We start from the raw sequence: 25333 nt of genomic DNA, 5'->3' as shown, positions 1-25333 counted from the left end.
GGGAGTTTTTGAAAGGAGCTTTGGAAGGTATAACAGTATTGGATTTATCGAGGGTACTGGCAGGTCCATACTGTACGATGATTCTTGGGGACCTTGGAGCAGATGTCATGAAAGTGGAGGCTCCGGGAGGCAGTGATGAAACGCGGGGCTGGGGGCCGCCGTTCCAAAATGGTGTAAGTGCCTATTATTTATGTGCTAACCGCAATAAGCGCAGCATCACCGTAAATCTGAAAACCGAAGAGGGAAGGGAAATCATACGCACTTTAGCCAAAGATGCGGACGTTGTGATTAATAACTTCAAAACCGGGTCGATGGAAAATTGGGACTTGGACTATGACTCTTTGAAAGCGATCAACCCGAGGCTGGTATATTGCTCCATCACAGGCTTTGGCGAAACGGGACCATATCGGCATTTGCCGGGCTATGATTACATTATTCAGGGAATGAGTGGACTGATGAGCATTACCGGGAATGATGAAAGTGGGCCAATGAAAATTGGTGTAGCAATGGTTGATATTTTAACAGGTTTATATTCTGCCATTTCAATTGAAGCAGCATTACTGGAAAGAGAGAGATCCGGACAAGGGCAAAAAATAGATATGTCGCTTATGGATACGGCGGTAAGCTCACTCGCCAATGTAGCAAGTAATTATCTAATATCTGGAGCAATCCCAAGAAGACTTGGTAACGACCATCCAAATATTGTACCTTACTCAACATTCAGGGCAATGGATGGAGAATTGATCATTGCAGTTGGTAACAACCGGCAGTTTGCCACCCTTTGTGAAGTAATGGGAATAAGTGAAATTGCAGCAGATGAACGGTTCCATACCAATGAAGCAAGGGTTAATCATAAACTTGAACTCACGGGCATTTTAGAAAATCGGCTGCAGATCAAACCAGCCAATGAGTGGATGGAGCTGTTTTCGCAGCATAATATTCCGTGCGGTCCTATTGCGACGATGGATCAGGTATTTAATCATCCACAAGTATTGGCCCGGGAGATGGTCGTTGAAGTGGATCACCCGGAAGCAGGTTCAGTCAAGCTAGTCGGCTCGCCCATTAAACTGTCAAGAACTGAGACCAAAATAGAACGTCATCCCCCGATTGCGGGGGAACATACCGTTGAAATCTTGCAGCAGGCGGGATATTCACACGTGGAAATTGAACAATTAAAAAAGAATAATATTATCCAAATTTACCAGGAGGCCTATACGCTATGAATTTTGAATTTTCGGAAGAACAGGTAATGTTAAGAAAAATGGTTAGAAGTTTCGTAGATAAAGAAATTATCCCAAATATGAAAGAATGGGACGAGCAAGGGAAATTCGATCCGATTATTTGGAAACGATTAAGCGAGCTGGATCTTATGGGTGTTTGTATTCCAGAAGAATATGGCGGAAGCGGCATGGATTACAATTCACTCGCCATTGTTTGTGAAGAAATGGAAAGAGGCGATACTACTTTCCGTACTGCTGTATCTGTTCACATCGGCTTAAACAGCTTAACACTACTGCAATGGGGGAATGAGGAACAAAAACAAAAATATCTCGTTCCGCAGGCAAAAGGTGAAAAAATCGGCGCCTTTGGGTTAACGGAACCGGGGGCAGGTTCAGACGTGGCAGCCCTTCAGACAACTGCAGTAAAAGACGGGGATGACTATATTTTAAATGGTTCGAAAACGTGGATTTCCCTTTGCGATGTAGCGGATCATTTCATTGTGTTCGCCTATACGGATAAATCGAAAAAACACCACGGTATTTCTGCATTTATTGTGGAGCGCACCATGCCTGGTTTCTCATCAAAAGCAATTAAAGGCAAAATGGGGATCCGTTCCGGAAATACGGGAGAGTTATTCTTTGATCATGTAAGGGTTCCAAAGGAAAACCTATTAGGTTTAGAGGGCGAAGGGTTTAAAATCGCTATGGCCGCACTTGATAACGGTCGCTTTACCGTTGCAGCAGGAGCTGTAGGCCTGATTATGGCGAGCTTGGAGGAAAGCGTAAAGTATTGTCATGAGCGTAAAACATTCGGTAAAGAAATCGGCCGTCACCAGCTTGTACAGCAAATGATTGCAAATATGGAAGCTGGATTGCAAATGAGCAGCTTACTCGTATACCGTGCCGGTGAGCTTAAAAATAAGGGAGTTCGTAACACAAGAGAAACATCACTCGCCAAATGGCAGGCATGTGATTTTGCCAACAAAGCAGCTGATGACGCTGTTCAAATTCATGGGGCTTATGGATTTTCAAGCGAATACCCTGTTGAAAGATTCTTAAGAAACTCAAAAGCACCTGTTATTTACGAAGGAACGAGAGAAGTTCATACGATTATGCAGGCTGAATACGTCCTTGGTTATCGTGTAGATAAGACGTTAAATAATATGCTGCCTGCGTGGCCGTATGAAAAAGAAACGGTAGAGAGCAGGTAAAGGAATTCACAATGAAAGCATAGAATGAATGTAATAGACTTCCATTGTTAACGGGGGAAGTCTATTACTGGCTTTGGTCGAACGGGTCCATTAAAGTCACCGAATTATTGATTAAGAGATTCATATTGTTTATACAAATCCTTTAACGCTGCAATTAGCGCGTGATTGGCTTTTCCTAAATAACCCTCTTTTAACTCTTCAAGAGGCATGTCAATCCCATTTTTCAAACTATGGCCTTTTAGCAGTCTTGCTATATAGTCTCTCCCATGTTCAGTTGCCAGTGTACAAGAGGCATCCACAATTACCCCATAATATTTATCAATTTCTGCCGTAATTGTCAGTGTTTCATAGATACTTCTAGCTGCCATTCCTGTAGGTAATTTCGCATGCCCAGCAATAAAAATGGTATTCATTCGAACACTCTCCTAAATGAAGATTTACTTTTAGAATAATATAAAATTGAAGAAATAGTAAGGATAATTATTGCACTCCATATAATATATAAGCTTTGTAGTGAATGTAGAAAGAATTATAAGGATAGGAAACAATAAAATAAAGTTGCAATTGTATATTGTAGAGTGGTTGGTAGTTACGCTTCTATTCATTTTGGCAAGCAGATGATAATCCCTATGATGCCATTTGGGTTGTCCTTCGAAGTCGATAACTATATTATAGTTTTAATTAGTTTATAATCAGCACTTTTTTCATATAGAATCTTGGTCGCAGGAGTTCATTAATCAAAGCGTGGATGAAATATTAAGGGAATGCTTGGACAATTATATTGACTAGCGAATTTTCCTTCGAATTGATTAAAATGAAGAAATCCCTCATTTAATTAAAATATTTAACGTAATTACGACCCATTATATTTTTGACATATTGTATATAGGCACCTTAGAAGAACAGAAGTTCTTAAAAATGTAGAAGGTATTGTAACAGTTATGCAAAGCGGTGGACAATATCAAGTAGTTATTGGTAACCACGTACCAGAAGTGTATAAAGAAGTAGTTGCAATCGGTGGTATTTCAGCAGAGAAAAAAACGGAGGAAGAAGAATCAGAGGGAAATGCACTTAGCCGTTTAATTGATATAATTACAGGAATTTTCACACCAATTCTAAGTGGTTAGTTGCTGCAGGTATAATTAAAGGTTTTTTAGCCCTTTTTACAGCATTAGGCTGGGTTAGTGCTCAATCAGGAACATACCAGATAATCAATGCGACAGGAGATGCTTTATTTTACTTTTTACCAATTTTCTTAGGATACACAGCGATGAAAAAATTTGGTGGAACACCATTTATTGGTATGACCATTGCCGCTGCACTTGTGTATCCAACATTGGGTACCTTTACTCAAGGGGAGCCACTATATTCATTATTTACAGGAACTATATTTGAATCACCTGTCTTTATTACATTTGCAGGTATTCCGGTTATTTTATTGACGTATTCAACATCTGTTATTCCAATTTTCATTTCAGCATTTTTCGCGGCAAAAGTAGAGAAGTTCTTTGCAAATGTAATACCTAGCGTTGCGAGAGCCTTTTTAATGCCAACTTTTACATTATTATTGATTGTCCCTGCAACATTCATTGTCATTGGTCCTATTTCAACATGGCTAAGTTTATTGGTAGGACAGGGAACCATTTGGCTATTTGAGTTAAAGATAGCCCTTCGGATCCATCTGAAAAGATCGCAACTTTTTTAAATATTCTACCTCTAAACGAAGAATTCGTTTTCTCTTTCTAACTTTTGTTCGTACGTTAATTGCTTATCTTCAATGTGTTTATTCTTTTTGTTTTTTTTTAGTTTTATCAGACATGGATGGCCGTCCTTTCGGTCTATCCAGGGCTAAGGGCTGTATCAGTTTCTGAAGAACCTGTTCTCTTCATAAAGCTTAATACATCTAGCTTGAATTGAACAGAATATGTTTCTCTATGTTTCTTCCTCTTTAAACCTTCCACACCAAATTTCTCGTATACCTTTACCCATCTCCTAATCGGAGTACTGTCTTTCATGTCACACTTTTTAGCTAAAAGAATATATCCTAATTTCCCATCTTGATATTCCTTGACTAACTTTAACTTAAATTCTTCACTATATTTGGCCATAAAAATACACCCCAAAAGTTAGATTTCACTCTAACTTTTGGGGTGCAGTACAAAAAAATCAAGGCTTTTTGACGTCCCGAAGAGGATTCGAACCTCCGACCTACAGTTTAGGAAACTGTTGCTCTATCCTGCTGAGCTATCGGGACACTTTTATTGGGAACGTTACTTATTATAAATAGTTAATCTAAAAAGGTCAATAAGTAAATACCCAGAACTAACCAATTCTTTTTTTACGGAAAATTAACCAAACGATCAGGCTAAGGGTAATTAATAAAAACTCCATTGATAAAATGTACCAAGGATATGGACCTAAAAGATCCAAAAGGCTCGGACTTTTTGGTTTATGGCTTAAAAACATATAATTTCCTTCAACTGCTTTATTGATCAGCATAATGATTGGCATTAATACATTCAAAAAGACGAACAATTTTACAACCGACCAAATGGTTGGACGATAGCCAACAACCCATGTGAAATAAAAGACAACCCAAATGTCCATTAAATGGGTATAGAAAAAATGAAAAAAGCGAAAATGCGGGAAGTCGAAATTTAATAATGGTGTAAAGATAGCCTGAGATGCTCCCAATAAGGCTGTAAATAACAATATTTCATAAATGATCTTATTTCTCGTTAACAATAACAGTACCGATAATACCAGGCTGATACTGCACAATTCTAATGGAATAGCATGACTGACATCCCACATGTCATTCACAGCCATCCAAAAATGATAAGTAAGCTCGATGACTAATAAAGATATTCCTACAACTACCTCTGCTTTTCTCCACTTTTCAGCCTTTAGTGTATTCCTATTAATATAAATCAAAACTGAACCAAGAAAAAGAAGGGCTATGATCACAAAATGGCTGACCGAAAACATTTCAAAATCAAATTCCTTATAATTGCCTCCAAACCATCCCATCCTGGATCACCCTTTTCGGTTTTGTATAATGAATATATGCAGGTATTTTATATCCCCGACCAATAATGGTTAAAAGAAATTTCTACCTAATCTAAGTTTACCTGATATATGTTATAATAGTTTGTCGAAGATACTCGAAATGATTAAACAAGTGGAGGTCATTATGGCTGGTTATACGCCGATGATACAGCAATACTTAACCGTGAAGGCAGATTATCAAGATGCCTTTTTATTTTTTCGCTTAGGCGATTTTTACGAAATGTTTTTTGACGATGCGATTAAAGCATCACAAGAATTAGAAATTACCTTAACGAGCCGTGAAGGCGGCAGTGAGGACCGAATCCCAATGTGCGGAGTACCGTATCATTCTGCTCCTAATTATATTGAACAGCTAATTTCAAAAGGCTATAAAGTGGCGATTTGCGAGCAAATGGAAGACGCCAAACAAACAAAAGGCATGGTAAGACGGGAAGTTGTCCAGCTCATCACACCAGGAACCGTAATGGAGGGCAAGTCCTTAACGGATAAAGAAAATAACTACATTGCGTCTATTTCTTACTTTGATGATCAAACTTATGGATTTGCCTATACCGATCTTTCTACCGGTGAAAGCAAAGTAACACAGCTATCAGATAGTTTTGATGAGGTATTAAATGAGCTAGCTGTTTTGAGCACAAAAGAAGTCGTTGTAGCAAGCAGCTTTGACGCTGAATTGCAAAGGAAAATGAGGGAACGCGATGTCCTTGCCATTTCCTTTGAAGATAATAGTTCAATAGAAATGCAGTTTTCCAATCTGTTGGATAATCTTAATCAAGATAAACTAAAACAAACGGCAGCAAGACTGTTTCACTATTTGTACCGCTCTCAAAAGCGGAGCCTTGACCACTTGCAGGCTGTGACTACTTATCAAATCCATCAATTTATGAAAATTGATTATTATTCAAAACGAAATCTTGAGTTGACCGAGACGATTCGCTCCAAGGGAAAGAAAGGCTCCTTACTGTGGCTGTTAGATGAAACGATGACAGCGATGGGCGGAAGAATGCTGAAAACGTGGATTGATCGTCCCTTACTGTCTCAAGAGGAAATCGAGCACCGTCAAACGATTGTAGAAGTATTAATGAACAAGTACTTTGAACGTCAAGAGCTACGTGAAAAGTTAACGGAAGTTTACGATTTGGAGCGACTTGCAGGACGTGTCGCTTTTGGGAATGTGAATGCCCGCGATCTCGTTCAATTAAAGCGCTCATTAATGCAGATTCCTTACCTAAAACAGATTCTTCACGGCATGGACCATGAAGTGGTAAAACAAATTGCCGATTCACTTGACCCTTGTGAAGAAGTGACAGATTTATTAGAGCAGGCGATTGTTGATAATCCTCCTCTTTCACTTAAAGAAGGAAATATCATTCGCGACGGATACAATGACCAATTGGATCAATACCGTTATGCCAGTAGAAACGGGAAAACCTGGATCGCCCAGCTAGAACGTGAAGAGCGAGAAAAGACGGGGATAAAATCTCTTAAAGTAGGCTTTAACAGGGTTTTTGGTTATTATATTGAGGTTACGCGTGCAAACCTTCATCTATTAACAGAAGGACAGTATGAACGCAAACAAACCTTAACGAATGCAGAACGCTTTATCACCCCAGACCTGAAAGAAAAGGAAGCATTAATATTAGAAGCGGAAGAAAAATGCGGTGAGCTGGAATATGAACTATTTACGGAAATCCGAGAGATTGTAAAAGAACATATTCCACGTCTGCAGGCTGCTGCAAAAGCAGTAAGTGAACTAGATGTGCTCCAATGCTTTGCCCAAGTTAGTGAGGAGCGCCGCTATGTAAAACCGAAGTTTTCAACAGGGGGTAAAGTGGTTCTAAAGGAAGGCAGACATCCTGTGGTCGAAAAAGTGTTGAATGCACAGGAGTATGTTGCTAACGACTGTTATATGGACACTGATCGCGAGATCCTTCTCATCACGGGTCCTAACATGAGTGGTAAAAGTACGTATATGCGTCAAGTTGCATTGACGGCCATTTTAGCGCAAATTGGCTGTTATGTACCGGCTGATGAAGCGGTCCTGCCAATTTTTGACCAAGTATTTACGAGAATTGGAGCAGCAGATGATTTGATCTCTGGACAAAGTACGTTCATGGTCGAAATGCTTGAGGCCAGAAATGCTTTGGCCAATGCTACGCAAAACAGCTTAATTTTATTTGATGAAATTGGCCGTGGAACGTCTACCTACGATGGGATGGCACTTGCACAGGCTATCATTGAATACATCCATAAACATATTGGCGCGAAAACGCTATTCTCAACTCATTACCATGAACTAACCGTTCTGGATAGCGAGTTAGAGAAATTAAAGAACATTCATGTTAGTGCGATTGAACATAATGGAAAGCTCGTTTTCCTTCATAAAATAAAAGAAGGACCCACAGATAAGAGTTATGGAATTCATGTAGCACAGCTAGCTGAGCTTCCGAAGGAATTAATCAATCGTGCCAATGAACTTTTATCAGCACTCGAAAAAACTGATGTACAACCTATCACTGTAAAAAACAAAGTAAAGGAAATCGAGGAGCAGCCAGCACAGCTGTCATTCTTTGATGAACCGAAAGAGCCGAAAAAACAAGAGCTTTCTTCAAAAGAAAAGAAAGTTTTAGATAAAATGAAAGAAATTGATTTACTAGATATTACACCGCTTCAAGCGATTAATTTGTTGTACGAGCTTCAGAAAAAGCTTAAAAGCTAGGGGGTGACACGTATGGGTAAGATTATCCAGCTAGACGACGCACTATCTAATAAGATTGCAGCAGGAGAAGTTGTTGAGCGTCCGGCTTCTGTTGTAAAAGAATTAGTTGAGAATGCAATTGACGCTGGCAGTACGGTCATTGAAATTGAGGTAGAAGAGGCGGGGCTGGCAAAAATTCGCATAACCGATAATGGGAATGGCATTGAAGAAGAAGATGTTTTACTCGCCTTTCAACGTCATGCGACGAGTAAAATCAAGAATGAAAATGACCTATTCCGTATTCGCACCCTTGGGTTTCGCGGGGAAGCTCTGCCAAGTATCGCTTCCGTTTCACGTCTTGAGATGAAAACTTCAACCGGTGATGGTGCAGGAAATCGCGTGCTCATTGAAGGCGGTAAGGTGGAAGTCTACGAGAAAGCTTCGAGCAGACGCGGAACGGATATTACGATTACTGATTTATTTTTTAACACACCAGCACGCTTGAAGTATATGAAGACCATTCATACGGAGCTTGGGAATATTACCGATGTGGTGAACCGACTTGCACTTTCCCACCCAGAAGTCGCCTTCCGCTTAATTCATAACGAACGTAAGTTACTGCAAACGAACGGTAAAGGTGATGTCCGCCAAGTGCTCGCGTCCATTTATGGAATGGCGATCGCCAAACAGCTTGTACCGATCTCCGGGGAATCACTGGATTACAAGATTAGCGGTTATGCCTCGATGCCTGAGGTAACGAGAGCATCAAGGAACTATATTTCTACCATGATAAATGGCCGTTTTATAAAAAATTATGCCTTAGCCAAAGCGATTCAGGAAGGGTATCATACGCTACTTCCTATCGGAAGATTTCCGATTGTTCTCCTCAATATTGATATGGATCCATTGTTAGTCGATGTCAATGTGCATCCTTCTAAAATGGAGGTTCGTATCAGTAAAGAAGCAGAGCTAAATGAATTGGTCACAGGTATCATCAAAAATGCGTTTAAATCGAAGATATTGATTCCGTCTGCATATACGCAAGAGAAAAAAGAGATACCAAAGTCAGAACAGACTACCCTGGTTCTTGATGAACGAACCATTGACATACCGGTTAGAAGAGAGATGACATGGGAACGCCCAGTCTTTTCTGGACCGACAATTCAAGAAAGAACGGAAACAATCAAGGTCAATTATGAACCGGTCCCCCAAAAAGTGGAAGTGGAAGACGATCATCAAAATTGGGAATTTGAAGGATTTGATCCAGAACCAGAACAAGAACCAATTGAGACAGAGCAGGATACGGCGGTTTCGCACGAGGATGAAAAAATAGAAAGCAGAATACCGCGGTTATATCCAATTGGACAAATGCACGGTACCTATATCTTTGCTCAAAATGAAAATGGGTTATATATTATCGACCAGCATGCTGCCCAGGAACGGCTCAAATATGAGTACTTCCGTGAAAAGGTGGGGCAGGTCCATGCTGAGCTCCAGGAATTACTTGTTCCAATCACACTTGATTATTCCACGGATGAATACCTGAAAATAAATGAAAATCGGGTGGAATTAGAAAATGTCGGAGTGTTTCTTGAGGAATTCGGATTGAATAGCTACATCGTTCGCTCCCATCCACAATGGTTTCCAAAGGGAGAAGAAAAGCAAATCATTGAAGATATGATTGAACAGCTTCTTTCGATGAAAAAGGTCGATATCAAAAAGCTTCGTGAGGAAGCTGCGATTATGATGAGCTGCAAGGCTTCCATTAAAGCGAATCGTCATTTGCGCAATGATGAGATCCAGGCGTTACTTGACGACTTGAGGAAAGCTTCGGATCCGTTCACCTGTCCGCATGGAAGACCAATAATTGTGCATTATTCATCGTACGAGATGGAGAAAATGTTTAAACGGGTAATGTAAACATACTAGGAGTGTTTTCTTTTTAATAAGAAAGCACTCTTTTTTATAAGGCTTTGTTAATGAAAAATATTGATTTTTCTCACGGCAATCCTTATGAAAGACTAAACTCAATGAGGTATCTCGGATTAGTCTTTCATCATGTTATGAAGGACTAATCTCACTAGGACCTCTTCTGATTAGTCTTTCATCATGCTTATGAAGGACTAAACTCACTGGGAACTCTCCTGATATGTCTTTCATCACGCCATATGAAGGACTAATTTCATTGGGAGTTCTCCATATTTGTCTTTCATCGACCTTTTATACCGTTGTACTATGAAGCAACTAAGTAATTTAACAAAGCTTTTTATAAAATTATCAGAATGGTCTTATATTTGTTGGTGAAATAGTGTAAAATTACACCATAAGGGAGATGAAAGGGGGTCGCCGAATGTTTGTTTTTGGTATCTTAAGTACTTTTTTACCTATTGTTATCATTATTTTTGTAATCGTTTACGCTGTGAAAAACAAAGAAATGGGGGGAGAGGTAGTGATACGTCATCTTTATACGTATTTAGTCTTGTTTGCAACGCTTATGATGGTGATTGGCGGAGGAATTTCAATTTTTATGGCCGCAGCCGATTTAGTAAGCCCGCCAGGTTATTATCAAAACTTTGAAGATTTCAAGCAGGTTTACCATCACGGGAAAGTTCCAACAGGGGAAAGTCAAAAGTTATCGGATGATGAAATTAGAGAAAGATATGATCAAATGGTAAAAGATGAAAAGAACCGAGCTAGAGAAAATGCAAAAAACCAACTTATTAAAAGCTTAGGCTTTATCATCATTCCGCTGCCGATTTTCTTATATTTCAATTATATGAGAAAACGGCAGAGTGACATCTAGTTTTTAAGTATAAAAGTTTCATAATCAATCTCAAATAAAAAAAGTATAGGAAAAATGACTATCACATGGTTTGTTTGATAGTCATTTTTTATTGATATTATAAAATCAATATGATTTATCTCTTCTTTGTGGTTCAACAATTAAAAATTGATACAAGTAATTAAAAATTGCTACTGCAACACTTAGAATTAAAAAGCTGCTTTCGACTCATTCTTCCCATTTTATATACGCCTAGTTTTTCTGCTAAGGTTGTTAAGGTAAGCAAATTAGTAGTCAGCAAAAATATTAGTCAAAAGATATACCCAGAATTTTTTGGTTGTTAATTTAAAGATCCAAAAGTTTAGGATAGTAAAAGGACCAAAAACAAATGATACATCTGTTGCTAATTTTGGAAAAATGGGGTTCTTTACCTTCCACCATTTGAACGCTCGAGATAACTCACTTATTAAGGCAATGATCAAGTCACTAAAAATGATAATAGGCAGGTACTGAAGGAAAGAGTATTTACCAAGTTTTATTACAGAAAACCAAGGAATTATTAGCAATAAATACATTTTCCATTTTTCTTTCATTGTAAAACACCCTGATATGGGCCATCTGCTATACAATACTAATGTTTTATTATCTAATTAGTATTTTTACCTGTAATGATCTGGAATATCCATTCATAATAAAAAAGAGCTACAGCAGTGAGCCTTTTTTTGATGTTATTTTTAAATTATTCCCACAAAGTAAGTTTTTTCATAGAGAATAAAAATATCCTTTGGGTAGATTATATAAAGGCATTACATTAATCAATTCGTGAGGAGGAATTCTTATGGGTAACATTTTTGATTTGTTTAGTGATGACAATTCACAAAATACAAATAATCAAGACAGCCAAAAGAATGCAGGAACCCAAGGAAACAGCACTAGCTCAAGTACCCAAGGAGACAACACTAGCTCAAGTATGCAAGGAAACAACGCTAGCTCAAGCACCCAAGATACTCAAACTAACGGCTCCCTAGAGCTTCATAAGGAAGAGCTAGACATTACGAAAAATAAAGTCGATGCTGGTGAAGTTGTCCTTTCAAAAGAGGTTGTAGAAGAACAAAAAACGGTAGAAGTTCCTGTTATGCACGAGGAAGTTGTAATAAAGAGAACGCCAGTGAACGAACGTAGTAATGCATCAATAAGTGCAGAGGAGACTATCCATATTCCTGTAAGCCAGGAGCAAGTTCAGGTAAACAAATACACTGTAACCACTGAGGAAGTCTCTGCTTCTAAACGCCAAGTTGAGGAAACGCAGCAAGTTCAGGAAACTCTTAAAAGTGAAACAGCTAATGTTAATACTACTGGTAGTGTTGATTTTGTTTCCGATACATCAGGCTTTGAAGATATAAATAACAGCTAAAAGCAAAAACACCTTTTCATTCTCCATAATGAAAAGGTGTTTTCACTCTTTTCCTTGGAGGAGGATTAAAGTGTCTGAGCAGCCAAAAACAGCAAATGACCACTATGATAAAGTATCACTTAATTTACATAAAGAAGAGTTGCAGGTAAGTAAAAAGTGGATAGAGACAGCTAACGTTACCGTGTATAAGAAAAGTTATACTGAAGAGAAGCAAATTTTGGTACCCGTTCGCCGTGAGGAGTTAATTATTGAGAAAAAAATATTAAATTCAGAGGGAGAAACGGATAAAAATATTGAAACGATTCGTATTCCTTTAAGAGAAGATCGTATTGAGGTTACTCTACATCCAACTCTCCTTGAGGATGTAGAAATATATAAGAACCAATATGAAGAAATAAAACAGATTATTGAAACTCTCAAGGAAGAAAAAGTTCATATCGAAACGATAGGTGATGTAAAGTTAACAGTTAATAACCAATTATTATAATATACCTGAAGATTTTTTAGATATATTAAAACAAAAAAATCATTTAATAAGTTAATTAAAAAACTGGCTCTGAAGTGAACTGAGCCAGTTTATTTATACATAGTAACTCGTTACCTTGTAATTGCTAGTTATTTCTTACTTCACTAAAGCTGGAATCTTATGCATGTATTTAAGGGCTTGTCCGGTTCCGATTGCGACGGATTCAAGAGGATTTTCTGCTAATTGTACAGGCACTACTATTTCCTTGCTTAGCCATTCTTCCATTCCCTTCATTAAGGCACAGCCACCCGTTAGGATCACACCGCGGTCCACAATGTCTCCGCTTAGTTCGGCAGGGCAGTCCTCGAGTGTTGCACGAATCGCTTCTAATATATGAGACAATGATTCTTTTAAAGCATCTCTGATTTCATATGATGATAGTGTCACGGTTTTTGGCAAACCTGTTACAAGGTCACGACCACGTACTTCCATAGAAAGCTCTTCGTGATCAACCAATGCATAGCCGATTTCCATTTTGACATTCTCTGCTGTACGCTCACCAATCAACACGTTATATTCTTTTCGGACATGTTGAATGATTTCTTCATCAAGACGGTCTCCGCCAATTTTAATAGAATGGCAGGAGACCACACCGCCGAATGATATGATCGCTACCTCTGTATTACCCCCGCCAATATCTACAACCACATTGGCTACCGGCTCATCCACAGGCATTCCGGCACCAATAGCAGCCGCTACTGGTTCTTCAATCAACTGAATTTTTTTTGCGCCGGCATTTCTCACTGCGTCATGAATCGCTCGTCTTTCAACACTTGTTGAACCAGAAGGTGTACAAATCACAACATTTGGCTTACGAACGGCAAAGCCGACTGATTTGGAAGCTTTGCGCATGATATGCTTCAGAAGCTCTGTGGTAAGGTCATAATCGGCAATGACGCCTTCTTTTAATGGGCGGATGGCAATAATTTTCTCTGGTGTTTTTCCAATCATTTCTTTTGCTTCTGTACCAAAAGCAACAACCTTTTTCGTTTCTGTATCAATCGCAACGACCGAAGGTTCATTTACAGCGATTCCTTTATTTTTACTATAAACCAATATATTAGCAGTTCCTAAATCAATTCCAATTTCAAAGTTTGATAACATTTCATTTCACCTAATTTCCTATTTTTCGACAACCAGCCGTTTTGACCAGTCATTTTTCTACACAATATGCTACGATTAAGCCTACCATGAACTTGGGGGTAAAACGCTGTTTGTAAATGAATCGTTATAGGAATGTAAAGATGTAAAGGAAATATATTTATTGAGACGAAAATGGAATAATAAAATCCTTTATAAAAAACATGCATAGAAAGGATTATTTTTGATTATACTTATTTGATGTTCAACTGCTTTTGAAGTTTGTGTTAGTATGTGTGTGTGACATCATGGAAATTATGAAAAGGGCAGTGTGAAAATTTTGGATTCAAAACAGAAATTATTAGTCATTATTGGTCCAACGGCAGTTGGAAAAACAAAATTAAGCATTGAGCTGGCTAAACGGTATAATGGCGAAATTATCAGCGGCGATTCCATGCAGATTTATCGTGGTATGGATATTGGGACTGCAAAAATAAAACATGAGGAAATGGAAGGAATAGCTCACCATTTGATTGATATTAAAGAGCCGGATGAGAGTTTTTCGGTTGCGGAATTCCAGCAGCTTGTACGGGCGAAAATATCAGACATCACCTCAAAAGGTAAGCTTCCTATCATCGTTGGCGGGACAGGTCTTTACATTCAAGCGGTCATATATGATTATCAGTTTTCTGAGGCCCCAGCGGATGAAGAATTTCGTTTACAGCTTGAAGAGAGGGCGAAGGAAATTGGCAATGAAGCTCTTCATCAGGAGTTAACGAAGGTAGATCCTGAGAGTGCGAGCCAAATTCACCCGAATAATGTTAGAAGGGTGATAAGGGCACTTGAAATTTTTCATTGTACTGGTAAGATTATGAGTGACTATCAAAATAATCAGCAGCCTGACCTTCTTTATGAAACTGCACTGATCGGTTTAACGATGGAGCGGGATAAGCTATATGAACGGATTAATATGCGTGTAGACATGATGATTTCGGAAGGTCTGCTTGATGAAGTCAGCAGGTTACACAGGCAGGGACTTAGAGATTGTCAATCCATTCAGGCTATTGGTTATAAGGAAATTTATGATTATTTGGATGGGAAGGTTGGTCTAGATCTTGCCGTTGAAAATCTAAAACAAAATTCTAGACGATATGCAAAAAGACAGCTAACCTGGTTTCGGAACAAAATGGAAGTACAATGGTTCGACATGACAGATGTCTCAAATTTGTCAAAAAAAATAACCGAAATTTCACAATACGTTGAAGGAAAGCTACAAGTAAAATCGAATACATATTAGTAGAGATAAAAGAGGAGGATATACAAATGAAAACCACCATTAACATTCAGGACCAATTTTTAAACCAGTGCCGTAAGGATAATACCCACGTAACGGTATTCTTATTAAACGGATTCCAATTACGAGGCCAAATTAAAGGCTTTGATAATTTTACTGTTCTTTTTGAATCGGAAGGAAAGCAGCAACTGGTTTACAAGCATGCCATTTCAACCTTTGCGCCGCAAAGAAATGTTCAGCTTGACCTGGATGCACAATAATCTTTATTTATGATCCCGAGTCCATGAATCCATGGGCTTTTTTTATTTTGACTGTGTTAAAACTGAATGTTGATTTTTATGTGCTGGATAATAAGCGGAGAATTTCCGTTTAAATGGGGAAATACCCATATTTCCTTAAATATAAGCGGAGTTTTTCCGCTTATTGTATCCAAATCCTTGGATTTTGTCTTATTTAAAGCTGTTATCCGGAATATCTCCGCTTATATCTGCTTCTTAAGGTTCCTCAAAATACAATAGCCGGAAATTCTCCGCCTATGAATTCTCAACCCTCCACGAAAATCAACAATAAATAATAAGAGAGCCTTATTTTTAATAATGAATTGTGAATAAGATGAATACACATAAATGAAGGAGTATTGCTTGGGAAGCACATAGAAACATTAGAGTGAACTTTATTAGCAATTTCCTCTCGTTATTTGTCAAAATGAGCATATATTTTTTCAAGTAAACGATAAAAGCTGCCTAACGTATACTGTTTGCAGAATGAGAGGTGAAGGCTTTGGATCAACCGATTCGCATGAAAAGCAACGGACAAATAACAGTATCCCTTAACTCGCAAAAGAGGAAGTCCCTGACGAAAGAGCTGCCTGTTCCTCAAGTTGTTCCAAAGGTTATTCCCCCGGAGCACTCGGCATTAAAGGAAATTGAAGAAGAGCTCGGGGCATTAGTGGGTATGGAAGAAATGAAACGAATGATAAAAGAAATTTACGCCTGGATTTTTGTAAATAAGAAACGAGAAGAATTGGGACTGAAGGCTAGAAAACAGGCTCTTCATATGATGTTTAAAGGAAATCCAGGAACAGGCAAAACAACAGTTGCACGGTTAATTGGCAAGCTCTTTTTAAAAATGAATGTTCTGTCTAAAGGGCATTTAATTGAGGCGGAACGTGCCGATCTCGTGGGGGAATATATTGGACATACCGCACAGAAAACAAGAGATTTAGTAAAAAAAGCGCAGGGCGGAATCCTGTTCATTGATGAGGCCTATTCATTAGGGCGCGGCGGAGAGAAGGATTTCGGTAAAGAGGCCATTGATACACTTGTGAAGCACATGGAAGATAAACAGCACGAATTTATTCTTATTTTAGCTGGATATTCTAGGGAGATGGATTATTTCTTAACACTAAACCCTGGGCTCCATTCCCGTTTCCCGCTGGTCATTGACTTTCCGAATTACACAATTGAGCAATTGATGGAAATTGCCAGCCGCATGCTCGATGAGCGAGAATATTCGTTAAGTCATGAGGCGGAAAAGAAGCTAAAAGACCATTTAATTTGGGTCAAGGCGGTACTCAGTCCAAATAGTTTTTCAAACGGACGTTATGTTCGAAACATTATTGAAAAGTCCATTCGCGCTCAAGCAATGCGGCTTTTACTGCAAAACAGCTTTGATAAGCATGAATTGATGACACTTAGAAGTAATGATTTAATCTTTGAGGAAGATTCATAGGCACAAAAAAATCGGCGGAAACGGTCCGTCGATTTTTTAATGTGCACCAAGTCTTTTAGATGGCAGTTTCCAATCAAATGTATAGGAAAGGACCCGTAGAGCTGTTATTAATACAAATAAGGTATATAACTCCCATGGACTTGAGGCGATTTTTAGTCCTATAATGAGACCTGCAAGAATTGCCCATACTGCATATATTTCCGCTCTTAATACAATTGGCTTCCTTCCAGCAAGTAAGTCGCGAATAATCCCTCCGCCAATTCCAGTTAAGACTGCGGCAACGATAACCGCACTTATCGGATGATCCATATTGGCGGCGTATATAGCACCTTGAATGGCGAAAGCTGATAATCCAATGGCATCGAAAAAGTTACCCCATTTTTGCCAATGACGCAAAAGATTATTTGGAAACAGAAATACAGCCGTAATCGATAATAAAGCAATTTGAAAAAATAACCCTTGTTCCCATAATGCAGAAACGGGGACACCAATTAATAGATTTCGAATGGCTCCGCCACCGAAAGCAGTCACAATTCCTAAAATATATACCCCTAAAATATCATACTCTTCTTCCATCGCTATAATTGCTCCACTTACAGCAAAAGCAATGGTTCCAATGATACTTAACACATCCCATGTCATTTTGTTCTGTTTCCCCTCGATGTATAATTCTTATATTCTTTGAAATTTTCAATAAACAATATGATTTTACCACGAAGGTAAAAATAATCAACATAAATTATTAAAAAATTCGCTGGGAAATTAGGGGATTGCCCTTAATTTTGGTATGATAGGAAAAGAAAATTACGAAAATGAGGTGTTGGTATGGAACAAGAAGGTAGCTTGGAAAAAGCAATCTTAGTTGGCTGCCAAACGCAAAGCTTGGACGATAGTCGTTTCGAGTATTCCATGGAGGAGCTTGCTTCCTTAACGGAAACCGCTAAAGGCGAAGTTCTGATGACTGTTACTCAAAAACGAGAGCGTATTCACCCTGCTTTATATATAGGTAAAGGGAAGGTAGAAGAACTAAAAGCGCTTGTCGATGAAGTGGAGGCTGACTTGGTCATTTTTAATGATGAATTATCACCAAGTCAAAAGCGAAATCTTGCTTCTGAATTAAATGCCCGAATTATTGACCGGACTCAGCTCATATTAGATATATTTGCACAAAGAGCACGCTCAAAAGAAGGTAAGCTGCAGGTGGAGTTGGCGCAGCTTCAATATCTATTGCCGCGTCTTGCTGGGCAGGGGACAGCATTATCTAGACTAGGTGCTGGTATTGGAACAAGAGGACCAGGGGAAACAAAGCTAGAATCAGACCGCCGTCATATTCGCAGAAGAATTGATGATATTAAGAGTCAGCTCTCCGTTATTGTTCAGCACCGGGATCGTTACCGCGAAAGAAGAAAGAAAAACAAAACGTTCCAAATCGCAATTGTCGGCTATACGAATGCAGGCAAGTCTACACTTTTTAACAGACTTTCTGAAGCCGATTCCTATGAAGAAAATCAATTATTTGCGACCTTGGATCCAATGACACGGAAGCTGGTTTTACCAAGTGGATATCAGACCTTAATTACTGATACCGTTGGTTTTATTCAAGACCTACCCACAGCGCTGATTGCTGCTTTTCGTTCGACGTTAGAAGAAGTGAAGGAAGCGGACCTTCTTTTGCATGTTGTCGATATGTCCAATGCGGATTATTTCCAGCATGAAAAAACAGTCAATAAGCTGCTTGCAGACTTAGAAGTGAAAGACATTCCACAAATTACTGTCTATAATAAAAGGGATATTAAACATCCAGACTTTGTACCAACAACTAATACACCTCTAATTTTCATTAGCGCCTATGATAAAGAGGACAGAAATGAACTGAAAAGAAAAATTGAAAAAGTCATTATTGAAATGATGGATCAATATCAAGTCAGCATACCTTCAAACGAAGGGAAACTGCTGGCGCAATTAAAGAATGAGACGATTGTAAGAGAGCTTGTCTTTGATGAAGAAAAAGAGCTTTATCAATGCCGAGGATTTGCACTCCCAGATCATCAAATTTCCGGTCAATTAGAGAAATATAAAAGTAGAATGGAGTAACAGCATGTTTCAACAGTTAAACAATGGGGAAAAGCTTCAAAAAATCGTAAGTAGTGTAGAACAACAAATTGCTTCCGTACATAAAGCAATCGACGAAAGAATTGAATCGAACCAATTTCGAGTCTTGAAGAGTTACCAAAAGCACAGAGTAAGTGATTCTCATTTTATCCCTTCTACAGGGTACGGTTATGATGATATCGGAAGAGATACATTGGAACTCATTTATGCAGATGTATTTGGTGCTGAGGCGGGTCTTGTGCGTCCGCAGATTATCTCAGGAACGCATGCCATTTCAATTTCACTATTTGGGATCTTGCGTCCTGGAGATGAACTTCTTTATATTACCGGTAAACCGTACGATACCCTTGAAGAAATTGTCGGGATTCGAGGAAATGGTGTCGGTTCCTTAAAGGAGTTTGGGATTTCTTATGATAGTGTTTCCCTAACAGAAGAGGGAACCATCGACTGGGATTTGGTTGCAACAAAAATCAAAGGTAATACGAAAATGATTGGAATTCAACGTTCAAAGGGATATGCAACGCGCCCATCTTTTACAGTCGACGAAATCAAAGAAATGATTTCGTTTGTAAAAGAAATTAAAAAAGATGTAGTTGTTTTTGTAGATAATTGTTATGGAGAATTCGTTGAAGAACTAGAGCCCTGTCATGTTGGCGCTGATTTAATGGCGGGGTCACTGATTAAAAATCCGGGTGGAGGAATTGCCAAAACAGGCGGTTACATTGTCGGCAAAAAACAATATGTTGAAGCCTGTTCGTATCGAATGACTTCTCCTGGTATCGGTGCTGAAGCTGGAGCTTCGCTCTATAGCCTGCAAGAAATGTATCAAGGTTTCTTTTTAGCACCGCATGTAGTCGGCCAAGCATTAAAAGGAGCTGTATTTACAGCAGCACTATTAGAGAAATTAGGTATGAATTCATCACCTAAATGGGACGCCAATCGAACGGATTTAATTCAATCAGTCCAATTTGATGATAAAGAGAAAATGATTGCCTTCTGCCAGGCGATACAATTTGCTTCCCCAATCAATTCTCATGTTACGGCTTACCCCGCATATATGCCGGGTTACGAGGATGATGTGATTATGGCAGCTGGAACGTTTATTCAAGGGGCGAGTATTGAATTAACTGCCGATGGACCAATCAGACCGCCATATGTGGCCTATGTTCAAGGTGGCTTAACTTATTCTCATGTTAAAATGGCTGTTTGTATTGCTGTTGATTCGCTAATTGAAAAAAATCTGATTGAATTAAACTAAGAAGAAATACAAAGGATAACGAAAGAAGTTGTCCTTTGTATTTTATGAAAAACCATGTTAGAAAATCTAACACATGATTGACATCTTTTCTAACACGAAATATAATAGCATTATAAATCAGCATAAGGAGAGGAGAAATTTACGTGAGTGGAAAAGAAATACGCCGCTCAATGCCACTATTCCCAATTGGAACGGTTATGCAGCTAACAGAATTAACAGCTAGGCAAATCCGTTACTATGAAGAGCACGAATTGATTTCTCCAGCTAGAACAGATGGGAATAGAAGACTCTTTAGTTTAGTTGATATTGATAGACTATTAGAAATTAAGGATCTCATTGATCAAGGAATTAATATGGCTGGGATCAAACAGCTGTTATTGGTCAAAGAGCAACAGGCAAATGTTATTCAGCAGCAGGCTGAAAAAGCCAAACAGGAATTAACCGACGATCAGTTAAGAAACCTACTACGTCAAGAATTACAGCAAGCTGGAAGATTTAATCGTTCGTCTTTAAGGCAAGGGGATATGTCACGATTTTTCCATTAATTAAATTTTGGAGGTAATAAAGATGGCAAAGTTTACTAGAGAAGATATTAAGCGGTTGGCAGCAGAGGAAAATGTTAAATTTATTCGTTTACAATTTACTGACATTCTAGGAACGATTAAAAACGTTGAGATTCCTGTAAGTCAATTAGAAAAAGCTCTTGATAATAAAATGATGTTTGACGGTTCTTCTATCGAAGGTTTCGTACGAATCGAAGAATCTGATATGTATCTTTATCCAGATTTAAATACATGGGTAGTGTTCCCATGGACAGCTGAAAAAGGAAAAGTAGCTCGATTAATCTGTGATATCTATACTGCAGAAGGAAACCCATTTGATGGAGATCCTCGTAACAACTTAAGAAGAGTATTAAAGGAAATGGAAGAGTTAGGTTTCACTAACTTTAACTTAGGACCTGAACCAGAATTCTTCTTATTTAAATTAGACGAAAAAGGTGAGCCAACACTAGAATTGAACGACCAAGGAGGCTACTTCGATTTCGCACCAACAGATTTAGGAGAAAACTGCCGTCGTGATATCGTACTAGAACTAGAAGAAATGGGCTTTGAAATTGAAGCTTCTCACCACGAAGTAGCACCAGGACAACATGAAATCGACTTTAAATATGCGGATGCGTTGACTGCTTGTGACCAAATCCAAACATTTAAATTAGTAGTAAAAACAATTGCTCGTAAACACGGTTTACATGCAACGTTCATGCCAAAACCTTTATACGGAGTGAACGGTTCCGGAATGCACATGAATCTTTCATTATTTAAAGATGGTGTCAATTCATTCTACGAGCCAACTGGTGATTTAGAAATGAGTGATACTGCTCGTCAATTCATCGCTGGTATCTTAAAGCACGCACCAAGCTTTACAGCGGTAACAAACCCAACTGTAAACTCTTATAAGCGTCTAGTACCAGGTTACGAAGCACCTTGCTATGTTGCTTGGTCTGCTAGAAACCGTTCACCATTAATTCGTATTCCAGCTTCTCGCGGCTTAAGTACTCGTGTAGAAGTAAGAAGCGTTGACCCAGCTGCAAACCCATACCTAGCGATGGCTGTTCTATTAAAAGCTGGTTTAGATGGAATCAAGAACAAATTAACTCCTCCAGCTCCAGTTGACCGTAACATTTACGTTATGAGCAAAGAAGAAAGAATCGAAGAAGGAATCATCGATCTTCCAGCAACTCTAGCTCAAGCATTAGATCAATTAAAGTCTGATGAAGTAATCGTAGCTGGTTTAGGAGAGCATATCTTCGAACACTTTATCGAAGCAAAAGAAATCGAATGGGATATGTTCCGTACCGTCGTTCACCCTTGGGAACGCGAACAATATATGAGCATGTACTAAAATTAAGTAACCCAGTATTGACTGAAGTCTTTACTGGGTTATTTTCTTTTTAATAGGATGTGGTGCCTTATTATCTCAAGAGTAGTTAGGGTACGTTTCATGATGACCGTACTCGGGGTTTAGAAAGAAAAAGGGATAATTAAAAAAGAGAAGTTTGCTGCAAAATTGAAAGACCCAGTATGGATATGGTCCATACTGGGTTATTTGCGTTCAGGATTCTTTTTCTTTATTTTCATTAAGTGCCTTAAATCTAGTAAGCATGATATCACCACTAATCCCGGCAAGGGCCGATAAAAAAATGGTTTCTACCATTGAATTTGGAGCGGTGTAAATCAGGAAGAGGAGAGCTGCTACAGCACCAAAAAGCATTTCTTCTAAAAAACCTAAATAGATAAACCTTTTTGTTTTCCGGGGCATAATAATCTTTCCGTGCTTTCTAACGTGCCCTACAATACCAACTACCCCACCAATAACCATCGAGAAAATAATGTCATTTAACACTTATTCCACTCTCCTTAAGCCTGGTTTTTTGACCTAAGGTTAAATCATGGTGTAATACTATTATACAAATAGTGGAAACTAGTTAGAATGAGTAAATATACACATTTTCGTATAATCTTAAGATAAAAAAGAGCAGATCTACTAAATCTGCTCTTTTGGTCTAATGTATATGTCGATAAACCCCAATAACTTTTCCAAGGATAGAAACGTTTCTTAAGATAATAGGATCCATGGTTGAGTTTTCAGGCTGCAGGCGAATGTAATCTTTTTCTTTAAAAAATCTTTTACAGGTCGCTTCATCTTCCTCTGTCATCGCAACGACAATATCTCCGTTGTTTGCAGTTGGCTGCTGTCTAACGATTACGTAATCTCCATCGAGAATACCTGCTTCTATCATACTCTCACCCATGATTTCTAGCATAAATACTTGCTCGTCTGCAGGTGCTAGACTCTCGGGGAGTGGAAAAAACTCTTCAACGTTTTCGATGGCGGTAATAGGAAGACCGGCAGTTACTTTACCCACAATCGGTACATTGACAACATTGTTTCTTGGGATATTAACGGTTTCATCCACTTCTAGTATTTCAATCGCTCTCGGTTTAGTAGGATCTCGTCTAATGAGTCCTTTGCTTTCCAATCGTGCTAAATGACCATGAACGGTAGAACTTGATGCAAGTCCTACAGCTTCACCAATTTCCCGAACGGATGGCGGATACCCCTTTTTCTTTACTTCCCCTTTAATAAATTCAAGGATATCCTGCTGGCGCTTAGATATTTTTGTCATTATAGATACACCTCGCCCTATGTAATATTTACCTTTATTATAGCATGTTCGTATATTTTATACAAACATAAGTTCGAATTATTATTGACAACAAACAAATGTTCGGATTATAATAAAAAATATAAAAACGAACATACATTCTGAATAGGGGTCTTAGTATGAAAAAAATTTGGGACAGATACTCTTATGCAATTTTATTAATTATCTTGAGTTGCGCAGTAGCTTTTATTTTATCATTACGTTTTAATGCAGATGTTGAAGAAAAGTTTTTAACGATTACAGTTTCGGAAGGGGATTCACTTTGGGAAATCTCTAACCAATATTCAAATCAGCATTCATATTCTAATGATGAATTTGTTAGCTGGGTTCAGAAGCATAATGAAATTGATGGAGATCGAATTTATCCTGGGGAAGAAATCATTATTCCTATAAACTATGAAGTGGGGTCTTTAACTGAGTATGCAAGCGCCGTTGAGGAGTAAAGAAAAATGGTGAATGCAATCATTTATTGCCGGGTAAGTACAAACAAAGAAGCCCAGGAAACTTCGTTAAAGCGTCAGGAGGAAGAACTTACACAGCTTGCTAATCAATATGATTTTCATGTGGTTTCCATTATTAGGGAACAGGCAAGTGGTTATGAACTGGAAAGAGACGGGATTCTGGAGTTGTTAGATTTATTGAAAGATAAAGATATACAAGCTGTGTTAATACAAGATGAAACAAGACTCGGAAGAGGAAATGCAAAGATCGCGCTTCTGCATTGTATATTAAAAGAAGATGTGAAGCTTTATAGCATTTCTCACAATGGCGAACTGCAATTATCTGAAAGTGATTCAATGGTATTGAAAATCGTTGGTATGGTCGAAGAATATCAGCGTAAATTACATAATATAAAAATCAAACGTGGAATGAAACGAGCCGTAGCTCACGGATATAAGCCTGAGAAAAATCTAAAAAATCTCGAATCCAGTTCGGGGCGGGAGAAAATAGAAGTACCAGTAGAAGAAATAGTGAGACTTAGACAAAATAAATTAACCTTTTCAGAAATTGCTGCTACTTTAAGAGGATTTGGATATAATATTTCGAAAGCAACCGTCCACAGACGCTATCAGGAATTTCAAGAATCTATTGAACCAGAAGAAGAGTAGACCATTTGCCTTGTCAGATGGTCTATTTTTTAGTAAAATCAGTCTTTAAGTGCAGCTGTGGTGTGCTAATTGGTGATTAGAACCCAGTTGATTGGAGCGGAAGGCACGAAGACTCCTGCAGGAGTACGGAGCAGGTGAGACCCGACAGGCGCAAGCGACGAGGAGGCTCACCGCAACGCCTGCGGAAAGCGAAGTGCCTGGAGCGGAAATCAACGGCCTTGTTTACCGCAGCCTAAGTATTTGAAAGGAGGGTCCAAAATGCTCTCAAAAGAAAAAATGGCAAGAATTAATGAACTTGCGAGAAAAGCTAAATCAACGGGATTAACAGAAGCAGAAGCGAAGGAACAAACAAAATTAAGAAGCGAGTATTTGACCACTTTCCGCAGTTCTATGCTGGATACATTAACAAATACAAAAATCATTGATCCTGATGGAAATGATGTAACGCCAGAAAAAATAAAACAAAGAAAAAAGTATAATCTTCATTAATCCATAAGGAAAACTTTTAGTTTTCCTTTTTTACATATTGCACAACAACCTGTGTCAAAATATAATGAAGTGAAATAATTTGTTTAGTAGTCAAATTAATTGTTGAATTAATGT

General features: G+C 38.5%; 25 protein-coding genes, 1 tRNA gene and 1 pseudogene. 18 read left to right on the top strand and 9 right to left on the bottom strand.

Annotated elements, in window-relative coordinates; translation table 11 throughout:
• The first annotated feature begins 8 nt into the window (after positions 1-8).
• Together F4694_RS22685 and F4694_RS22680 are read left to right on the top strand one after the other, a co-directional pair.
• Complete coding sequence (locus F4694_RS22685; RefSeq protein ID WP_179602149.1) at positions 9-1223, top strand: CaiB/BaiF CoA transferase family protein; 1215 nt, start codon at positions 9-11, stop codon at positions 1221-1223.
• On the top strand, positions 1220-2431 hold the full coding sequence (locus F4694_RS22680; protein ID WP_179602147.1) for an acyl-CoA dehydrogenase family protein: 1212 nt from the start codon (positions 1220-1222) through the stop codon (positions 2429-2431). Before F4694_RS22685 ends, F4694_RS22680 begins: the two co-directional genes overlap by 4 nt.
• A 104-nt stretch (positions 2432-2535) precedes the next feature.
• Here the strand turns inward: F4694_RS22680 and F4694_RS22675 are convergent, their stop codons facing one another.
• Positions 2536-2844 carry a DUF3870 domain-containing protein gene (locus F4694_RS22675; RefSeq protein WP_179602145.1) on the bottom strand — a complete coding sequence of 103 codons (309 nt, stop codon included), beginning with the start codon at positions 2842-2844 and terminating at the stop codon, positions 2536-2538.
• Between the two features lie 489 nt (positions 2845-3333).
• On the opposite strand from F4694_RS22675, the pseudogene F4694_RS22670 reads away from it, so the two are divergent.
• Positions 3334-4091, top strand: a pseudogene (locus F4694_RS22670) (PTS transporter subunit EIIC); the annotation flags it as partial.
• A 178-nt stretch (positions 4092-4269) separates the two neighbouring features.
• Here the strand turns inward: F4694_RS22670 and F4694_RS22665 are convergent.
• The 3 genes from F4694_RS22665 to F4694_RS22655 form a co-directional block, all read right to left on the bottom strand.
• On the bottom strand, positions 4270-4539 hold the full coding sequence (locus tag F4694_RS22665; RefSeq protein WP_179602143.1) for a helix-turn-helix domain-containing protein: 270 nt from the start codon (positions 4537-4539) through the stop codon (positions 4270-4272).
• A gap of 72 nt (positions 4540-4611) precedes the next feature.
• Positions 4612-4685, bottom strand: a tRNA-Arg gene (locus F4694_RS22660).
• Positions 4686-4753: 68 nt separating this feature from the next.
• On the bottom strand, positions 4754-5461 hold the full coding sequence (locus tag F4694_RS22655) for a YwaF family protein (protein ID WP_179602141.1): 708 nt from the start codon (positions 5459-5461) through the stop codon (positions 4754-4756).
• A 163-nt stretch (positions 5462-5624) separates the two neighbouring features.
• Here F4694_RS22655 and mutS point away from each other — a divergent pair, with 163 nt between their 5' ends.
• From mutS to F4694_RS22640, 3 genes are all read left to right on the top strand, one after another.
• The gene (gene mutS / locus F4694_RS22650; RefSeq protein ID WP_179602139.1) at positions 5625-8219 is read left to right on the top strand and encodes a DNA mismatch repair protein MutS; all 2595 of its coding nucleotides are present in this window, start codon (positions 5625-5627) and stop codon (positions 8217-8219) included.
• Positions 8220-8231: 12 nt separating this feature from the next.
• Entirely contained in the window at positions 8232-10118 is a 1887-nt protein-coding gene (mutL, locus tag F4694_RS22645; protein WP_179602137.1) for a DNA mismatch repair endonuclease MutL, read from the top strand.
• A gap of 430 nt (positions 10119-10548) precedes the next feature.
• Positions 10549-11001 (top strand): hypothetical protein, encoded by a 453-nt coding sequence (locus F4694_RS22640; protein WP_179602135.1) that lies wholly within the window; start codon positions 10549-10551, stop codon positions 10999-11001.
• Between the two features lie 266 nt (positions 11002-11267).
• Here the strand turns inward: F4694_RS22640 and F4694_RS22635 are convergent, their stop codons facing one another.
• Complete coding sequence (locus tag F4694_RS22635) at positions 11268-11573, bottom strand: hypothetical protein (protein ID WP_257029351.1); 306 nt, start codon at positions 11571-11573, stop codon at positions 11268-11270.
• A gap of 245 nt (positions 11574-11818) precedes the next feature.
• On the opposite strand from F4694_RS22635, the gene F4694_RS22630 reads away from it, so the two are divergent.
• Both F4694_RS22630 and F4694_RS22625 read left to right on the top strand, forming a co-directional pair.
• Positions 11819-12394 carry a YsnF/AvaK domain-containing protein gene (locus F4694_RS22630; RefSeq protein WP_257029350.1) on the top strand — a complete coding sequence of 192 codons (576 nt, stop codon included), beginning with the start codon at positions 11819-11821 and terminating at the stop codon, positions 12392-12394.
• A gap of 70 nt (positions 12395-12464) precedes the next feature.
• Positions 12465-12881: a YsnF/AvaK domain-containing protein gene (locus F4694_RS22625; RefSeq protein WP_308806562.1), complete on the top strand. Its 417-nt coding sequence runs from the start codon at positions 12465-12467 to the stop codon at positions 12879-12881.
• Positions 12882-13016: 135 nt separating this feature from the next.
• Here the strand turns inward: F4694_RS22625 and mreBH are convergent, their stop codons facing one another.
• Entirely contained in the window at positions 13017-14024 is a 1008-nt protein-coding gene (gene mreBH, locus F4694_RS22620; protein ID WP_179602131.1) for a rod-share determining protein MreBH, read from the bottom strand.
• Positions 14025-14340: 316 nt separating this feature from the next.
• Between mreBH and miaA the strand changes: the two genes are divergently transcribed.
• The 3 genes from miaA (at position 14341) to spoVK (ending at position 17025) form a co-directional block, all read left to right on the top strand.
• Entirely contained in the window at positions 14341-15297 is a 957-nt protein-coding gene (miaA, locus tag F4694_RS22615) for a tRNA (adenosine(37)-N6)-dimethylallyltransferase MiaA (RefSeq protein WP_179602129.1), read from the top strand.
• A gap of 26 nt (positions 15298-15323) precedes the next feature.
• Entirely contained in the window at positions 15324-15554 is a 231-nt protein-coding gene (gene hfq / locus F4694_RS22610) for an RNA chaperone Hfq (protein WP_034672853.1), read from the top strand.
• Between the two features lie 520 nt (positions 15555-16074).
• A complete protein-coding gene (gene spoVK / locus F4694_RS22605) occupies positions 16075-17025 on the top strand; it encodes a stage V sporulation protein K (RefSeq protein WP_179602127.1) in 951 nt (316 codons plus the stop codon).
• Between the two features lie 36 nt (positions 17026-17061).
• On the opposite strand, the gene F4694_RS22600 is transcribed toward spoVK, so the two are convergent.
• A complete protein-coding gene (locus F4694_RS22600) occupies positions 17062-17667 on the bottom strand; it encodes a trimeric intracellular cation channel family protein (RefSeq protein WP_179602125.1) in 606 nt (201 codons plus the stop codon).
• A 183-nt stretch (positions 17668-17850) separates the two neighbouring features.
• Here F4694_RS22600 and hflX point away from each other — a divergent pair, with 183 nt between their 5' ends.
• The 4 genes from hflX to glnA all read left to right on the top strand — a co-directional run bounded on the left by hflX (position 17851) and on the right by glnA (position 22297).
• Positions 17851-19119, top strand: coding sequence for a GTPase HflX (hflX, locus tag F4694_RS22595; protein WP_179602123.1), 1269 nt, complete (start codon positions 17851-17853; stop codon positions 19117-19119).
• Between the two features lie 4 nt (positions 19120-19123).
• Positions 19124-20395 carry a methionine gamma-lyase family protein gene (locus F4694_RS22590; protein ID WP_179602121.1) on the top strand — a complete coding sequence of 424 codons (1272 nt, stop codon included), beginning with the start codon at positions 19124-19126 and terminating at the stop codon, positions 20393-20395.
• A 143-nt stretch (positions 20396-20538) separates the two neighbouring features.
• Positions 20539-20940 (top strand): MerR family transcriptional regulator, encoded by a 402-nt coding sequence (locus F4694_RS22585; RefSeq protein ID WP_308806559.1) that lies wholly within the window; start codon positions 20539-20541, stop codon positions 20938-20940.
• Positions 20941-20962: 22 nt separating this feature from the next.
• On the top strand, positions 20963-22297 hold the full coding sequence (glnA, locus tag F4694_RS22580) for a type I glutamate--ammonia ligase (RefSeq protein WP_179602119.1): 1335 nt from the start codon (positions 20963-20965) through the stop codon (positions 22295-22297).
• Positions 22298-22507: 210 nt separating this feature from the next.
• Here glnA and F4694_RS22575 read toward each other — a convergent pair whose 3' ends face one another.
• A complete protein-coding gene (locus tag F4694_RS22575; protein ID WP_179602117.1) occupies positions 22508-22798 on the bottom strand; it encodes a DUF4257 domain-containing protein in 291 nt (96 codons plus the stop codon).
• A gap of 160 nt (positions 22799-22958) precedes the next feature.
• The gene (gene lexA, locus F4694_RS22570; protein ID WP_179602115.1) at positions 22959-23582 is read right to left on the bottom strand and encodes a transcriptional repressor LexA; all 624 of its coding nucleotides are present in this window, start codon (positions 23580-23582) and stop codon (positions 22959-22961) included.
• A gap of 158 nt (positions 23583-23740) precedes the next feature.
• Here lexA and yneA point away from each other — a divergent pair, with 158 nt between their 5' ends.
• The 3 genes from yneA to F4694_RS22555 all read left to right on the top strand — a co-directional run bounded on the left by yneA (position 23741) and on the right by F4694_RS22555 (position 25219).
• Positions 23741-24064 (top strand): cell division suppressor protein YneA, encoded by a 324-nt coding sequence (yneA, locus tag F4694_RS22565; RefSeq protein WP_179602113.1) that lies wholly within the window; start codon positions 23741-23743, stop codon positions 24062-24064.
• Positions 24065-24073: 9 nt separating this feature from the next.
• Positions 24074-24730 carry a YneB family resolvase-like protein gene (locus tag F4694_RS22560; protein ID WP_179602335.1) on the top strand — a complete coding sequence of 219 codons (657 nt, stop codon included), beginning with the start codon at positions 24074-24076 and terminating at the stop codon, positions 24728-24730.
• Between the two features lie 258 nt (positions 24731-24988).
• Positions 24989-25219 (top strand): DUF896 domain-containing protein, encoded by a 231-nt coding sequence (locus F4694_RS22555; RefSeq protein ID WP_179602111.1) that lies wholly within the window; start codon positions 24989-24991, stop codon positions 25217-25219.
• The last annotated feature ends 114 nt before the right edge of the window (positions 25220-25333 follow it).

Origin of the sequence: Neobacillus driksii, assembly GCF_013409995.1 — a bacterium.
Taxonomy (GTDB): domain Bacteria; phylum Bacillota; class Bacilli; order Bacillales; family Cytobacillaceae; genus Neobacillus; species Neobacillus driksii.
This window is presented reverse-complemented; position numbering and strand designations above follow the sequence as displayed.

Coding starts and splice junctions, on each gene's coding strand:
- F4694_RS22680 (WP_179602147.1), top strand. CDS start 1,220: ATGAATTTTGAATTTTCGGAAGAACAGGTAATGTTAAGAAAAATGGTT.
- F4694_RS22675 (WP_179602145.1), bottom strand. CDS start 2,844: ATGAATACCATTTTTATTGCTGGGCATGCGAAATTACCTACAGGAATG.
- F4694_RS22665 (WP_179602143.1), bottom strand. CDS start 4,539: ATGGCCAAATATAGTGAAGAATTTAAGTTAAAGTTAGTCAAGGAATAT.
- F4694_RS22655 (WP_179602141.1), bottom strand. CDS start 5,461: ATGGGATGGTTTGGAGGCAATTATAAGGAATTTGATTTTGAAATGTTT.
- mutS (WP_179602139.1), top strand. CDS start 5,625: ATGGCTGGTTATACGCCGATGATACAGCAATACTTAACCGTGAAGGCA.
- mutL (WP_179602137.1), top strand. CDS start 8,232: ATGGGTAAGATTATCCAGCTAGACGACGCACTATCTAATAAGATTGCA.
- F4694_RS22640 (WP_179602135.1), top strand. CDS start 10,549: ATGTTTGTTTTTGGTATCTTAAGTACTTTTTTACCTATTGTTATCATT.
- F4694_RS22635 (WP_257029351.1), bottom strand. CDS start 11,573: ATGAAAGAAAAATGGAAAATGTATTTATTGCTAATAATTCCTTGGTTT.
- F4694_RS22630 (WP_257029350.1), top strand. CDS start 11,819: ATGGGTAACATTTTTGATTTGTTTAGTGATGACAATTCACAAAATACA.
- mreBH (WP_179602131.1), bottom strand. CDS start 14,024: ATGTTATCAAACTTTGAAATTGGAATTGATTTAGGAACTGCTAATATA.
- hfq (WP_034672853.1), top strand. CDS start 15,324: ATGAAAACCACCATTAACATTCAGGACCAATTTTTAAACCAGTGCCGT.
- F4694_RS22600 (WP_179602125.1), bottom strand. CDS start 17,667: ATGACATGGGATGTGTTAAGTATCATTGGAACCATTGCTTTTGCTGTA.
- hflX (WP_179602123.1), top strand. CDS start 17,851: ATGGAACAAGAAGGTAGCTTGGAAAAAGCAATCTTAGTTGGCTGCCAA.
- F4694_RS22590 (WP_179602121.1), top strand. CDS start 19,124: ATGTTTCAACAGTTAAACAATGGGGAAAAGCTTCAAAAAATCGTAAGT.
- glnA (WP_179602119.1), top strand. CDS start 20,963: ATGGCAAAGTTTACTAGAGAAGATATTAAGCGGTTGGCAGCAGAGGAA.
- lexA (WP_179602115.1), bottom strand. CDS start 23,582: ATGACAAAAATATCTAAGCGCCAGCAGGATATCCTTGAATTTATTAAA.
- yneA (WP_179602113.1), top strand. CDS start 23,741: ATGAAAAAAATTTGGGACAGATACTCTTATGCAATTTTATTAATTATC.
- F4694_RS22555 (WP_179602111.1), top strand. CDS start 24,989: ATGCTCTCAAAAGAAAAAATGGCAAGAATTAATGAACTTGCGAGAAAA.